The organism is uncultured Tessaracoccus sp. (assembly GCF_947286155.1).
Classification (GTDB): domain Bacteria; phylum Actinomycetota; class Actinomycetes; order Propionibacteriales; family Propionibacteriaceae; genus Arachnia.
Map to the genome: position 1 here is coordinate 1 of NZ_CAMYPD010000059.1, position 13841 is coordinate 13841.

General features: G+C 62.3%; 14 protein-coding genes. 8 read left to right on the forward strand and 6 right to left on the reverse strand.

Annotated elements, in window-relative coordinates:
• Both Q0X68_RS11815 and tgt read left to right on the forward strand, forming a co-directional pair.
• A partial coding sequence (locus Q0X68_RS11815) for a 16S rRNA (uracil(1498)-N(3))-methyltransferase (RefSeq protein ID WP_297752031.1) occupies positions 1–634 on the forward strand: 634 nt, incomplete at its 5' end.
• Complete coding sequence (gene tgt / locus Q0X68_RS11820) at positions 631–1845, forward strand: tRNA guanosine(34) transglycosylase Tgt (RefSeq protein ID WP_297752034.1); 1215 nt, start codon at positions 631–633, stop codon at positions 1843–1845. The genes Q0X68_RS11815 and tgt, both read left to right, overlap by 4 nt.
• A 330-nt stretch (positions 1846–2175) precedes the next feature.
• Here tgt and Q0X68_RS11825 read toward each other — a convergent pair whose 3' ends face one another.
• From Q0X68_RS11825 to Q0X68_RS11850, 6 genes are all read right to left on the reverse strand, one after another.
• Complete coding sequence (locus Q0X68_RS11825) at positions 2176–2835, reverse strand: hypothetical protein (protein ID WP_297752037.1); 660 nt, start codon at positions 2833–2835, stop codon at positions 2176–2178.
• A 26-nt stretch (positions 2836–2861) separates the two neighbouring features.
• Entirely contained in the window at positions 2862–4145 is a 1284-nt protein-coding gene (locus Q0X68_RS11830) for a hypothetical protein (RefSeq protein WP_297752040.1), read from the reverse strand.
• A gap of 62 nt (positions 4146–4207) precedes the next feature.
• Positions 4208–4960, reverse strand: coding sequence for an ABC transporter ATP-binding protein (locus Q0X68_RS11835; protein WP_297752043.1), 753 nt, complete (start codon positions 4958–4960; stop codon positions 4208–4210).
• 644 nt (positions 4961–5604) lie between these two features.
• Positions 5605–6255 (reverse strand): response regulator transcription factor, encoded by a 651-nt coding sequence (locus tag Q0X68_RS11840; RefSeq protein ID WP_297752046.1) that lies wholly within the window; start codon positions 6253–6255, stop codon positions 5605–5607.
• Positions 6248–7303 carry a sensor histidine kinase gene (locus Q0X68_RS11845; RefSeq protein WP_297752049.1) on the reverse strand — a complete coding sequence of 352 codons (1056 nt, stop codon included), beginning with the start codon at positions 7301–7303 and terminating at the stop codon, positions 6248–6250. The genes Q0X68_RS11840 and Q0X68_RS11845 overlap by 8 nt, the downstream gene beginning before the upstream one ends.
• Positions 7304–7547: 244 nt before the next feature.
• Entirely contained in the window at positions 7548–8240 is a 693-nt protein-coding gene (locus tag Q0X68_RS11850) for a queuosine precursor transporter (protein ID WP_297752052.1), read from the reverse strand.
• Positions 8241–8321: 81 nt separating this feature from the next.
• Between Q0X68_RS11850 and Q0X68_RS11855 the strand changes: the two genes are divergently transcribed.
• From Q0X68_RS11855 to era, 6 genes are all read left to right on the forward strand, one after another.
• Positions 8322–8732 (forward strand): DUF5709 domain-containing protein, encoded by a 411-nt coding sequence (locus Q0X68_RS11855; RefSeq protein WP_297752054.1) that lies wholly within the window; start codon positions 8322–8324, stop codon positions 8730–8732.
• 128 nt (positions 8733–8860) lie between these two features.
• The gene (locus Q0X68_RS11860) at positions 8861–9793 is read left to right on the forward strand and encodes a PhoH family protein (RefSeq protein WP_297752057.1); all 933 of its coding nucleotides are present in this window, start codon (positions 8861–8863) and stop codon (positions 9791–9793) included.
• A complete protein-coding gene (ybeY, locus tag Q0X68_RS11865; RefSeq protein ID WP_108871828.1) occupies positions 9790–10245 on the forward strand; it encodes an rRNA maturation RNase YbeY in 456 nt (151 codons plus the stop codon). The genes Q0X68_RS11860 and ybeY overlap by 4 nt, the downstream gene beginning before the upstream one ends.
• Positions 10242–11489, forward strand: a complete 1248-nt coding sequence (locus tag Q0X68_RS11870) for an APC family permease (RefSeq protein ID WP_297752061.1) — start codon at positions 10242–10244, stop codon at positions 11487–11489. The genes ybeY and Q0X68_RS11870 overlap by 4 nt, the downstream gene beginning before the upstream one ends.
• Positions 11489–12799: a hemolysin family protein gene (locus tag Q0X68_RS11875; RefSeq protein ID WP_297752064.1), complete on the forward strand. Its 1311-nt coding sequence runs from the start codon at positions 11489–11491 to the stop codon at positions 12797–12799. The genes Q0X68_RS11870 and Q0X68_RS11875 overlap by 1 nt, the downstream gene beginning before the upstream one ends.
• Positions 12777–13712, forward strand: a complete 936-nt coding sequence (gene era, locus Q0X68_RS11880; protein ID WP_297752067.1) for a GTPase Era — start codon at positions 12777–12779, stop codon at positions 13710–13712. The genes Q0X68_RS11875 and era overlap by 23 nt, the downstream gene beginning before the upstream one ends.
• Positions 13713–13841 lie beyond the last annotated feature (129 nt).

The window sequence follows — 13841 nt, forward strand, 5'->3', positions numbered from 1 at the left end:
AGCTCGTCACGCGACGGTCAAGCGCGTCGAGGTAGGGGAGCACGTGCTCGTTGCCGACGGCAAGGGCCTCGGTATTGAGGGCAGCGTCGTCGATTCTACGAAATCGACGCTCACCGTCACCGTGGAAGCGGTGCGACGCGAGGAGCCTCGTCGGCGGGTGACCGCCGTGCAGGCGCTCGCGAAGGGGGACCGCTCCACGCTCGCGGTCCAGATGCTGACGGAGATGGGTGCTTCGCGGATCGTCGCCTGGCAGGCGGACCGCTCTATCGTGCGGTGGCCGGCAGAGCGACGCGACAAGGCCCTCGCGAAATGGGAAGCCACGGCGAGGGAGTCGTCGAAGCAGTCACGGCGGTTCAGTATCCCTGAGATGTCGTTTGCGATGACCAAGCAGCTGCCCGACGTGCTCAGCGACGTCTCGACGGTGTTGGTGCTGCACGAGGATGCCTCGCAGCACATTCGCGACGTGGCGGTGGAAGGCGACGTTGCGGTGGTCGTCGGGCCGGAGGGCGGTATTGCACCTGATGAGCTCGACGTGCTCGTCGCGGCTGGTGCGCAGCCGGTGCGCATCGCCGACCACGTGTTGCGCACCTCGACGGCGGGGGCCGTGGCGCTCGGACAGTTGGAGTTGTTGTGAGTTTTTCGTTCGAGGTAGGCACCCGGCTCGAAGGGTGTGGGGGCCGCACCGGCACCATCCACACCCCGCACGGCGATATCGAGACGCCGGCGTTTATCGTCGTAGGCACGAAGGCGACGGTGAAGGCGGTGCTGCCTGAGACTGTCTGCGAGCTGGGTGCGCAGGCCGTGCTGGCGAATGCGTACCACCTCTACTTGCAGCCGGGAGCGGACATTGTCGATGAGGCTGGTGGGTTGTCGCCGTTCATGAACTGGCCGGGCCCCACGTTCACCGATTCGGGCGGGTTTCAGGTGATGAGCCTCGGCGCGGGCTTCAAGAAGGTCATCTCGATGGAGGTGGGCGAGGCCAACGACGACGCGGTGGCGCCCGGCAAGGAGCGCAGGGCGCACGTCGACGAGGATGGTGTCACGTTCTATTCGCATCTCAACGGCGACCCGCATCGCTTCACCCCCGAGGTTTCGATGCGGATCCAGCACGAGCTGGGCGCCGACATCATGTTCGCGTTCGACGAGCTCACCACCTTGATGAACACGCGCGAGTATCAGGAGCAGTCTGTGGAGCGGACGCACCGCTGGGCGGAGCGCTGTCTCGCCGCGCACAAGCAGCTCACGGAGGAACGCGTCGGCAAGCCGTATCAAGCGCTGTTTGGAGTCATCCAGGGAGCCCAGTACGAGGATCTGCGCCGCAAGGCCGCGCGCGGGCTCGCCGAGCTCAGCGTCGACGGGCAGATGTTCGACGGGTTCGGTCTCGGCGGGGCGCTCACGAAGTCGCAGATGGGGGAGATCATCGGTTGGATGGTCGACGAATTGCCGGAAGGTAAGCCTCGCCATTTGCTGGGCATCTCAGAGCCCGACGACCTGTTTGCGGCGGTCGAAGCGGGGGCCGACACATTCGACTGCGTCAACCCTTCCCGCGTGGCCCGAAACGCCGCCATCTACACCGCCGACGGCCGGTACAACGTGAACACCGCCAAGCATCGTCGTTCCTTCATTCCCTTGGAAGAAGGGTGCGACTGCTACACCTGTCAGCACTACACCCGCGCCTACGTGCATCACCTGTTCAAGGCGAAGGAGATGCTGGCTTCGACGCTGGCCACCATCCACAACGAACGGTTCACCGTGCGTCTCGTGGATGACATTCGTCTTGCGATGCAGCAGGGTCGGTTCCACGAGTTTCGCGACGAGTTCCTCGGACGTTTCTACTCGCGGTAGGGCGAAGCGGTTGCGCTCCTCCTGAGTCTGGGTCATACCAGAGTGCACCAGCCCGACCGCGTCGCGGTCGAACTCCTCAAAGCAATGCTTCAGCATGTGGATCATCCTTCAAGCACGACCCTCAGGTGATGCAAACAAGGAGCCAACCCAACCGACAACAGACCCCCGGCTCACGTCGTCGGGCACATCGCGGATCTAGATCGTCGTCATGGCTCAGGGATACCTGTGTGTTGGATGCTGCACAAGTCTTCTGCATGCAAGGTGTCGGTGTGAACGTGCTGGCGATGGGCTGCCTGTTCGCGCAAGTCGGTATCGGTTTTCAGCCCAGGGCTACTTCCCTCTGAGATCGAACAAGGTGGGGCGAGTGCCACCTCGGCTCAGGGAATAGACACCCAGCCCCAGGACAAGGCACGTCGCCGCGATCGCCACATCGGGCAGCGTCGGTTCCATGGTCAGCGAGTTGAACTTGGAGTGCGCCAGCCCTTGCCAGTTCGCCTGTCCCTGTGCGACGAGAAGGAGACCGAACCAGAGAAACATGGTGAAGGGTCCGGCGATCCGACCCAGTGCGGCGATGCATCCGCAAGTGAGGGCGAGAACAGCAACGATGTTCAGGGCGAAGGCCGCGAAGAATGGGTAGGTCGGCAGAGCTCGGGTCTCATGCAAGATGCTGTCTTGGGGGATTGAGAAGAGGTACCAGTCGCCCAGCGACCAGAGTAAACGAGTGAACATTGGGAGTGCTGCAAAGCCGAGAATGACCACGGCCATCGAGGCCGTTGAGATCACGGCAATGCGCCGCGGAGACTGGGCGTCGATCCAGTGCACGCGTGGCTGCAGCGCTGCCAGGGCGACTGAGCCGCCGAGCATCGGAAGCACCTCATGCAACTGAACGATTCGGGGATCGTTGCTCGGAGCCCAGGGGCCGTCGAAGAAGGGCCACCACCAAAAGTAGAGCGCCACAATGGTGATTACCGCACTGGCCACGACGATCAAGGGGAACCGGCCCTGCAACCAACGCATCACGGGAGATCTGCTTCCCTGAGCGTGCACGAAGCGACGGCCTCTCGGTTCTGGCTGAACCATGCGGCAAAGCCCTCGTCAGGCAGGGCCTGCAATTGGGTATCTGCTGCTGGGTTCATAAATGGTGTCACTTCGTCCATTGGTGACTCGAATGCCTGCTTGAGTTGGGGCGATGAGGCGTTGTTGCTCGCCCGACGCAGCAATTGGTGGGCGACTGCGTTGGCCAGCTCAGTGGAAGTCGTGGCTTCGGGCGCGCAGGCTTCGGTCGTGATGGTGAAGACCGACGAAGTCAGCTCAAGCGGAAGCCACCGGAACGGATCGTGACCCAGCCTCCCTAGCACAAGCGTGTCCCTGTGGGGAACTTGCGCTTCCTGATCTTGGGTGACCATCACCAACTCGTCATCCGCGGCGACCAGCTCTACCAGCGGTCGATAGGCATCGTAGACGAGCGAACGATGCACCTCGTCGACTTGATACAGACACACCTCGAGGCCTTGGCGGCTGTCGCAGCGCACCTGATCACCGGGGTCCTCGACAGACAAGATGGGCTGCTGGAAGGCAACGACGGCCATGACGATAACAGGCATGGCAACCCAACCGACGATCGGTAAGCCCAGCTTTTGATGGCTTGCTCGCCACTCGGCCAGCGCTACCGTCACCTTGGACATGCACAGCCACAACAGGGCGAAGTAGCAGATGCGCAACAGCTCCACCTGCCACACGAGCATCGAGCCACGGTCTGGCACTGCCAGAGACCACACGGGGGCAAGGCTCATGATGGATGCTGGACGATTGGCGAGGAGCACGTCGTTAATCACGAACGCAGGGACGAGCGTGGCAGCGACGATGGCGACTGGAGCCACGACCAAGCCGACCCTCCACCCGATGAGCGCGGCGGCCGCGGCGCCGATCGGTATCAGACTCACCATCGAGACCACGGCTGCGAGGAGTGAGAAGACGTCTGCCCATGTCCAATGCTGCGTCAGCATCAGCTTGACAGTGGCTGGCAGGACTCCGAACAGTGTCCCCAAACCGACGACGCCAGCCAGCGTCAGCATCTGCCGGGTGATGATCTCCGATCGATTGCGGCCGGGCACTGGCCCTACGATCATCGAAGTTGGCGCGTGGGGGGCCATCGCTGATGCAGCCAACCAGCCCAATGGCAGCGACCAGAAGGGCAGCTGCGCCTTGAGCGCTCTGACGAGATCTCGCATGTCAACGGTGGCGAGTTCATCTAGGAGGAGGGACAGATTCACCAGCAAGGTGCCAACTGCAATCGCCACCACAAGTATGATCTGCGAGCGCGCGCTGTAAGGGCGCGTGAACCGTCGCCAGGCCATCGCTCTCAACTCGTTCCCGACTGAGCTACGTGATAGCCGGCCTCCAGCACGGAAGCGTGCTCTGCTTCGTGGCCTGCTCCGAGCTGACGGAGCCGATCCAAGTCAGCATCGAAGACGATGGAGCCTTCGCGCAGGATGACGACTTTGTCGGCCACCGTGGCTAGGTCCTCGACCAAGTGGGTGGACATGATCACGATGGCGCTTGAGCCTGCTGCCCGAATCGCAACGCGCAGTTGTTGGCGCTGCACGGGATCCAATCCGACAGTGGGCTCATCCAGGACGAGGATTTGCGGTTGATGAATCATGGCGCAGGCGAGGCCGAGCCGCTGACGCATTCCACCTGACAGCGTGCGCGCTCGCTGATTCGCCTGCTCACGGAGGTCCACCAGATCAAGAACTCGCTCCGCAGCCTGAGGGAGTTCATGTGCGTCGATTCCCTGTGCCCAGCCCGCATAGGTGATGTTGTCTCGCACACTCGACCAGCCCATGACTTCAAAGCGTTGGGGAAGATAACCGACCAGCTTCCGAATCTCTTGCGCACGTTGTGGTCCCCAAACGAGTTTACCGTGGGTGATCGTTCCTTCCTGCAATGGGAGCGCAGTCGTAATCAGCTTCATCAGCGTGGACTTGCCGGCGCCGTTGGGCCCCAGCAGTCCCGTCACGCCTGTATCGAATCGTGTTGTGACATCGGAGACTCTCGGGCGTCGCCCATATCGATGGGTGACGCCCGAAAGTTCCAGAGCCTTGCTCTCTGCCACCCTCAGCCTCGCCAGAGCACGACAGTGCTACTCTTGGCTTTCTGACCGGAAGAAGTGGTGACGTCGGTATACCAACCCCAACCGTTCGCAGTGGTGGTATTGGGGCGTTGCCAAGACATGGTCGCGCTCCAATTGACAGCACTGTTTCTTGCTGAAGCCCGTTCGAGATCTGCCCAAAGTGGCTGGTCGTGCATCAGCCGACCGTCGATCCGGACCACGGACCCACTGCATCCGCTTCGGCCAATCTTTCCCTTCGCGACTCCCGCGCCGGAAGTCGACTTGTATGGCTGGCTCGCATAGACGCCACAGCCTGCTGCGTTAGCTGTCGAAGTGACAAGGATAATGGATGTCACCGCCATGATTCCCGCTGTCAATATCGAAGCAGTTCGTTTTCCTACGCTCATTTCTTTGAACTCCGTTCTGGTGTCAGAATAGCGAAATCAAAGCATGGCCGCTTTGAGTTTTGCCATCCCCAGAATGGGGGATCCCCCAGGGGGATGTGAGCGTTGGTTGGAGTGGGTCAGGCTCTGTGAGTGGCGTCGCACAAGAAGACAACTCACGGACGAATGGTTGCAGCGATCGCGGTGGGAATCATCGTGTGTACGATTGGTTCACCGCGATGGCCGTGGTGTCTGCTGGGCTCGTCAGCGTACGATGCGATTGCGGATTCCCCAGACCACAGCGCCGACACGGTCAGGCACGTCGAGCTTGCGGAGGATGGCCGACACGTGTGATTTGACGGTCTCGGGGGAGATGCGCAGGCGCCTTGCGATTTGGTCGTTTGTGAAGGACATGGCCAAGTAGTTGAGGACATCTGTCTCGCGAGGAGTTAACGGCGATGGGTTGACCTTCGGAGCGGTGGCTCCGAGTTCCATCGGAACGGTGGCTGAGAGCGGGCGAAGCCCGCTACAGGCTGCCTTCAGCCCGAGGGCGAGGCTCGCGGGAGGGTCGGACTTCACCATGTAGCCGCAGGCTCCGGCCTCCAGCGCGTTCCGAAGGGCCGCGGGCTCTCGAAGTGATGTCAACATCACGATGGGCAGGTCGGGGAACTTTCTCTTGACCAGCCGCGTCAATGCGTAGCCATCGATCTGAGGCATCCGAATGTCAACTGCCAGGACGTCTGGTAGTGCCAGCGCGTCCCCTAGCTGGCCCAAGGCTTCGTCGGGGTGGAGACAGCTCCACAGGACACGGACCTGAGCTGCGGAGAGCAGCGCCGTCAAGCACGTCACGGCCAGCGGATCATCATCGATGATGCCGACGGCTATGCCATCTTTTGGTTCCGGTTCTCTAGACACTCTGTCCTGCCTCAGGCAATGAGACGTGCAGACGGAAGTGGCCGCCTACCTTGCCGCCCTCCACGTGACCGCCGAGTTCCTCGGCGCGCGCCCGGATTCCCGCCAACCCAAGGCCGTGGAGAGACGCAGGACCGTCTGGCATTGACTCGTTTACCCAGGTCGCCTCCAACGTCAAGCCGGTGTGCCTTAGGGTCTGGGTCACTTGGGTCCGCGGCAGCGCGTGCCGACAAATGTTTGCCGTTGCCTCGTCAATGGTGCGGAGGATTGCGCGCTTCACGCTGGGATCCATCGGCGGCATCGGGTCAATGTGATCGACGACCCTGAAACCAGCCGAGCGTAGTGTCTTCGTAGCCTGCGCCCATGTCTCCTCAACTTTTCCGTTCGGCGTCACACCGGGCCCGGAGGAAGGCGGCTTGACGAGCGATTCCACCTCACTGGCACCTGCTGCCGTGACGGCGAGGAGGGAATCGACGGGCGCTTGGAGAGCGACTGGCAGCTCCGGGTGCGCCCTGATGGTTCTCGCAAGCATGAGGGCTTGGGTCAGCCTTGCCCCGGCTGAATCATGCACGGCTTGTCGCATGCTCCTTGCCTCCAGTGCTCGTTCGAGTGCATGCACACGCTGGGCGGAGCGCATTCCCGAGAACGTTAAACGTATGAACTGTCCCAACAACGTGAGCACGAGGATGTATGCCAGCGATGCGAAGACATGGCTGGGTGACGAGCGGACGACGACTGCAGCCGCCACAAGCGCCGGTGGGATGACGAACCAGAGCCATGCAGGCTTCCGTGAATTGACGTCGACAATGAGGCCATATGCGAGGAACCATGCAGCGCCGTCATATTGCCCACCGATCGCGAACTGCATTACGGCGAGGGTCAATACGAACACGGCGGCGAAGAATGTCGGTCGAATGCTGAAAACAACGAGCAAGAAGAGCACAGACAGGGCCACCAAGAAGTATGGTTCCGGGGCCGCGAGCTCGCCTCGGCTGTGAGTGCCGTTGACGGCCAGCGCAAAGAGCAGCAGGCAGCAGATGAGACCTGCCATGCGCAGCCAGCGCCACCCTGCCCAACTCGGGCTCACCGTTACTGCTCCTCGCATGGCCGAACGTTACCAGGTAACTCGGCGGTCAGGCCTGTCGTCGGGATTCCCAACAGTTCTTGGCGGGGCGCCTGTACGGGTTCCTGGTGCTTCGCCCATACGACCGCCCGGTAGGTGAGTGGAAGCACACGAACCGCGACGAGTTCCTCGGACGTTACTGCTCGCGGTAGGCGTACCTTCCAGTCAGGCGTCAGCTGGCTGTTACGTAACTCGGCTCGTAGCGCTTCACGAGTTTGATGACCTGGTAGGTGATCGGCATGACGAGCACCTCGATGAGTACCTTCCAGATGTAGCCGACGAGGATGTAGTTGATCATCGTGCCGCCGGTGATGACGCCATAGAACGCGATGAGGCAAAACGCCGTGGTGTCCGCGGCTTCACCCACCAGCGTGGAACCTAGCAGCCTCGCCCACAGGCCCTTCTCTGCAGTGCGGGCCTTAATCTTCACCAGCACCCAGGCGTTGAGAAGCTGGCCAACGAGGTAGCCACACAGGCTCGCCAGGACGATGCGCGGTACGAAGCCCAAGATCGCGTCGAAGGCCTCCTGGTTGGGCCAGTCTGCCGCCGGTGGGGCGATGCCGACGAGGAGGAAGGTCACCGACGCCAGCGCCGCCATGACGAAGCCCATCAGAATCGCCCGACGCGCACCCTTCATCCCGTACACCTCGGCCAGCACATCGCCGATCACGTAGACGAGTGGAAACAAGATGGCGCCACCGTCGGTGATGAGAGGCAGCACAGGGAAGCCCAGGACGTTCACCTCGGGGCCGAACTGAATAAGCTTCGTGGCGGCAACGTTGGAGATCAGCAGGAGGCCGACGAACGCGACGGCGATAATGTCGTAGTGGCCTCGACCACGCTGGGCGAATTGAGTATCTGTCACCGGAGAGATGGTAGTTGATCTCAGGGACACTTTCTTCGTGTGCCCAGCCCAAAGAGGGAAGAAAGATGGCAGACTTGGTGCATGGAAGGCAATGAAGCATCGGAACGTAACGACGTCGAACTCGACCAACTCCAAGCTGGCGATACCTTGATCGATCGCGGCGTGGACGACGTGCTGGACGAGGGCTACATCCTGCCGGACAACTGGGGCCCAGGCATGGGATACGGCACCACCGTCGCAGAGATGCGGCAAGGGGAAAGCATCGATATGCGCGCCAAACAAGAAGAGCCCGAGCACGACCCCCAGAAACTCAGCGGCAAATGGAACCCTCTATTTGAAGACCGCGAGGTTGGCCAACAGCGCGCCGGGAGGTTGATCGTCGGCGACGATCGCAACGTCGGTAGAGAAATGGGAATCAGCGGAGGAGCGGCATCAGCCGAGGAAGCGGCGATGCACATCATCAACGAAGACGACGAAACGGGTGATGACTGAACCATCGTCGACGGCTAAGCTGAACATGCCCGACGAACGACGTCGGGCCACGTCGGAAGGCCAGCCCCCTGAACCCCCTGCATCAGTTGCCCGGAACCCGCACCGTCGGCGTTCCACCATCCATCGACATGATCAGCATTCTCGGCCCCAGCGACGAGAATCTGCGCGTACTCGAATCACTGCTTGAAGCCGACGTGCACGTGCGAGGCTCTGAGATCACACTCACCGGGTCGACGGAAGCCGTGACCAGAGCGAACGACGTGATCAGCGAGCTCATCGCCATTCTCCGAACCGGCCAGGGGCTCTCTCCGGAAACCGTCGAGCGGGTCGTCACGATGACCGCCGAGAATGAGTCGCCGTCGGATGTGCTCACGCAGAGCATCGTCAGCTCGCGTGGACGCACGGTTCGGCCCAAGACGCTGAACCAGAAGCGTTACGTCGACGCGATCGATCGTCACACCATCGTGTTCGGCATTGGTCCCGCTGGAACGGGCAAGACGTACCTGGCTATGGCGAAAGCGGTGCAGGCCCTGCAGACGAAGCAAGTGAACCGCATCATCCTCACCAGGCCTGCCATTGAGGCCGGTGAAAAGCTTGGCTTCCTGCCCGGCACACTCAGCGACAAGATCGACCCCTACCTCCGCCCGCTCTACGACGCGCTGCACGACATGGTGGAGCCGGATTCCGTGCCCAAGCTGCTCACCTCGGGCGTGGTTGAGGTGGCGCCGTTGGCCTACATGCGTGGCCGCACCCTCAACGACGCGTTCATCATCCTGGACGAGGCGCAAAACACCACTGCCGAGCAGATGAAGATGTTCCTCACCCGGCTCGGCTTCGGCTCGAAGATCTGCGTCACCGGTGACGTCACCCAGATCGACCTTCCCGGCGGCGCGCGCTCCGGGCTGCAGCTGGTGCAAGGCATTCTCGACGGGGTGGACGACATCGCGTTTTGTAATCTCACAGCCCGCGACGTGGTGCGTCACCGACTGGTGGGCAAGATCGTCGCAGCCTACGACGAGTACGACTCTGCGCAGGACGCGCGAAAGGCGAAGCGGAAGTGATCGACCTCAACAACGAATCCGGCATGGAGGCCGATGAACAGGGCCTCGTGCGCTTGGCACGCTTCGCGCTCGATCGGCTGCGCATTCATCCCCAAGCCGACCTCTCCATCCTCCTCGTCGACGAGCAAACCATGGCTGACTACCACGAACGCTTCATGGACCTGCCTGGGCCGACCGACGTGATGAGCTTCCCCATGGATGAACTGCGCGAACCCTCCGACGACGAAGACCCACCGCTGGGGATGCTCGGCGACATCGTGCTGTGCCCGGCGGTCACGCAGCGCCAAGCCGCGGAGAACGGGCGCCAACCCGACGAAGAAGCCGAGTACCTGCTCATCCACGGGCTGCTGCACCTGCTGGGGCACGACCACGCGGAGCCCGAAGAGAAAGCGATCATGTTCGGCCTCAACGACAAGATCATCCAAGCATGGGGCTTGGAGCGTTCGCGATGAGCCAACTGGCGAGGCAGCTCCGGCTGAGCGATGCCATCGCGATCGGTGTGGCGTCGATGGTGGGGGCTGGCGTCTTCGCGGTGTGGGGTCCGGCCGCCGCTGCTGCGGGCAGTGGACTCGTTATTGGCCTCGTTCTTGCGGCGTTCGCGGCCTGGTGCAACGCCACCAGCTCCGCGCAGCTGGCTGCGCAGTACCCGTCGGCTGGCGGCACTTACGTCTACGGGCGCGAGCGCCTCGGTGAGTGGCCCGGCTACCTTGCTGGTTGGTGCTTCGTCATCGGGAAGACTGCATCCGCGGCCGCGATGGCGATGGTGTTCTCGTCGTACTGGGCGCCCGAGGGGTGGGCCCAACCCATTGCTGTGGGCATCGTGTGGCTCATGGTGCTCATCAACATCTTGGGTGCCACCCGCACCGCCCAGGCGGCCAAAGTGCTCGTGGTGATCGCGCTCATCGGCATCGTGACAGCCTTGGCCACGGGTTGGATTTCGCCGCCAACCTCGGCGAGCTTCGAGTGGGTGGCCACGACGCCGTACGGCGTGCTGCAAAGCGCCGGCCTCATGTTCTTCGCCTTCGCCGGCTACGCGCGTATCGCGACGATGGGCGAGGAAGTGATTGATCCCGAGCGCAATATTCGCCGAGCCATCATCGGTGCGCTCACCATCACGCTAGTGCTCTACGCACTCATCGCGTTGACGCTGGTGGCCAGGGTGGGTGTTGCCGCACTGGCTGACAGCGCAGCCCCGCTGACGTTGCTCGTCGGTGATCATCTGGTGCAGAAGACCATCTTGATCATCGGTGCGACGGCGGCCAGCGCGGGTGCGCTCCTGGGCCTGTTGTCGGGCATCGGGCGCACCTGGTTGGCGATGGCTCGCACCCACGACCTGCCCGGATGGTTCAACCACACCAGCGAGCGCTTCAAGACCCCGCACAGGATTGAGCTGACGGTCGCGGTCGTGCTCAGCGTCGTGGTGATGCTGGCCGACCTTCGCGGCGCCATCGGGTTCTCGTCGTTTGGTGTGTTGCTGTATTACTTTGTGGCGAATGTGTCCGCTTACACGCAGACGGGGCCACACCGCCACTACCATCGCGCCTGGCAGGTGCTCGGTGCAGCCACGTGCCTGGTGCTCGTCGTCACGCTGCCTATCATGTCGGTGGTGATTGGCATGATTGTGCTGGGCGTCGGTGTTGTGTGGCGACTGGCCAAACCCGAACCCATGTCAACTGGTGCAGAGGAAGCTGCCTGATGTTCTCGCAAACCCAATGGATCGAACTGACGCTCGCGTTGGTCTTCGCTGTCTTTGCCAGCCTGCTGGCAGCCATCGAAGCTGCGGTGGCGGTGACGACGAAGGGCAAGGCGGAGCGCCTCGTCGCGGAAGAACCGTCGAAGGCGCATGAGCGCATCGCATCCATCGCGCAGGATCCGGCACCGACGGTGAACTCCGTCATGTTCGCACGCATGATGTTGGAGATCTCGTCGATCACCCTTGTCGGGCTCCTGATTCACACTTTCTTTGGCGCTGACTGGCTGCGCGTGCTGCTTACCGTCGGCATCATGCTCGTCGTCTCATTCATCCTGTGGGGCGTGGCGCCGCGCACGTTGGGGCGTCAGAACCCGATCCGCACGCTCAAGATTTTCGGCGCCGCGGCGGGCGTGCTCACCACCATCTTGAACCCTGTCGCGCAGCTCATGGTGCTGATCGGCAACGCGCTGACGCCCGGCCGCGGTTACTCCGACGGACCGTTCGCTAACGAGGCGGAGTTCCTCGACATGGTCTCCGTCGCCGAAGAGCATGAGGTGATTGAAGACAGCGAGTCGAAGATGGTGCGCTCGGTGTTCGGCCTCGACGACACCTTCGTCAAGGAAGTCATGGTTCCTCGCACCGACATGGTGTTCATCAAGGAGAACCACACGCTGCGTCAGCTCATCAGCTTGGCCCTTCGATCTGGTTTCTCGCGGATCCCCGTGATCGGGGAGGGGCTCGATGACATCCGCGGCATCGTCTACATCAAGGACGTCACCAAGCGTATTTTCGACTACCCCGATGCGGAGCGCGGCGAAACCGTGAGCGAAGTGATGCGTGCTGCGGAGTTCTGCCCCGACTCCAAACCAGTTTCTGAGCTGTTGCAGGAGATGCAGCGCAACCACTCGCACATGGTGATCGTCGTCGACGAGTTCGGCGGCACGTCCGGGCTGGCCACAATCGAAGACATCCTGGAAGAGATCGTCGGCGAGATCGTCGACGAGTACGACCAGGAGGTTCCGAACGTCGTGGATCTGGGTGAGGGCCGTTACCGAGTGTCGTCGCGGCTGTCCGTCAGCGATCTGGGGGAGCTGTTCGACCGCGACCTTGACGACGAAGACGTCGACACCGTGTGGGGCCTCATGGCCAAACAGCTCGACCTGGTGCCGATCTCCGGGTCGAAGACTGTGTACGAGGGCATTGAGATGATCGCAGACCGCACGATGGGGCGTCGTCACCAAGTTGCGACGGTGCTCGTGCGGCAACTGCCCGAGGAGGAAGGCGGCGAAGATGAGCCCAGCGACGACGAATAACCACCGCTCTGGTTTCGCCTGCTTCGTGGGTAGGCCAAACGCTGGAAAATCGACGCTCACGAACGCGCTCGTCGGGCAGAAGATTGCCATTGCCTCGTCGAAGCCGCAGACCACGCGGCACGCGATCCGCGGCATCATTACCCGCGACGACGGCCAGCTGATCTTGATCGACACGCCGGGGCTCCACAAGCCCCGCACGCTGCTGGGAGAGCGGCTGAACGCGCTCGTCTATGACACGTGGGCCGAAGTCGATGTGATCGGCGTCTGCCTGCCAGCCAACGAGAAAATCGGCCCTGGTGACAAGCACATCCTGCAGGAGATCCAGGGGCTCACGAATCCGCCGAAACTGCTCGCACTGATCACGAAGATTGATCTCGTGCCGAAGCCCCACGTGCTACAACGCATCGCTGCGGCGAATGAGCTCGCGCAGGAGCTCGGCATTGAGTGGGAAGCGATCGTGCCGGTGTCTGCGACGTCGGGGGAGCAGGTCGACACCGTCGCCGATGCGCTCCTCCAGCTGCTGCCCGAGGGCCCGGTGTACTACCCAGACGGGGAAATCACCGATGAGCCCGAAGAGACGCTCATGGCGGAGCTCATCCGCGAAGCCGCGCTCGAAGGAGTGCACGACGAGCTCCCGCACTCCATTGCGGTGATGATCGATGAGGTCGTGCCGCGCGAGGATCGACCCGAGGACAAGCCGCTCACCGACGTGTACGCCAGCATCGTCGTCGAGCGGGAGTCGCAGAAGGGCATCATTATCGGTAAGGGCGGCGGCCGGCTCAAAGAGATCGGAACAGCGGCCCGGCTGCAGATCAACAAGCTGCTCGGAACCCGCGTTCACCTCCACCTGCACGTCAAGGTGCTCAAAGAATGGCAGCGCGACGCCAAACAGCTCGGCAAGCTCGGCTTCTAGCCTTACCCCTGGTGCCGGTCAGGGGCCCGTTCCCTCACCCCACCGCGCCGACTACAACGTCATGACCCACAACAGCTAGGTGGCAGATTGTGGCCCGTCTTTGGGCGCAAAATCGCCACTGGATCTTCC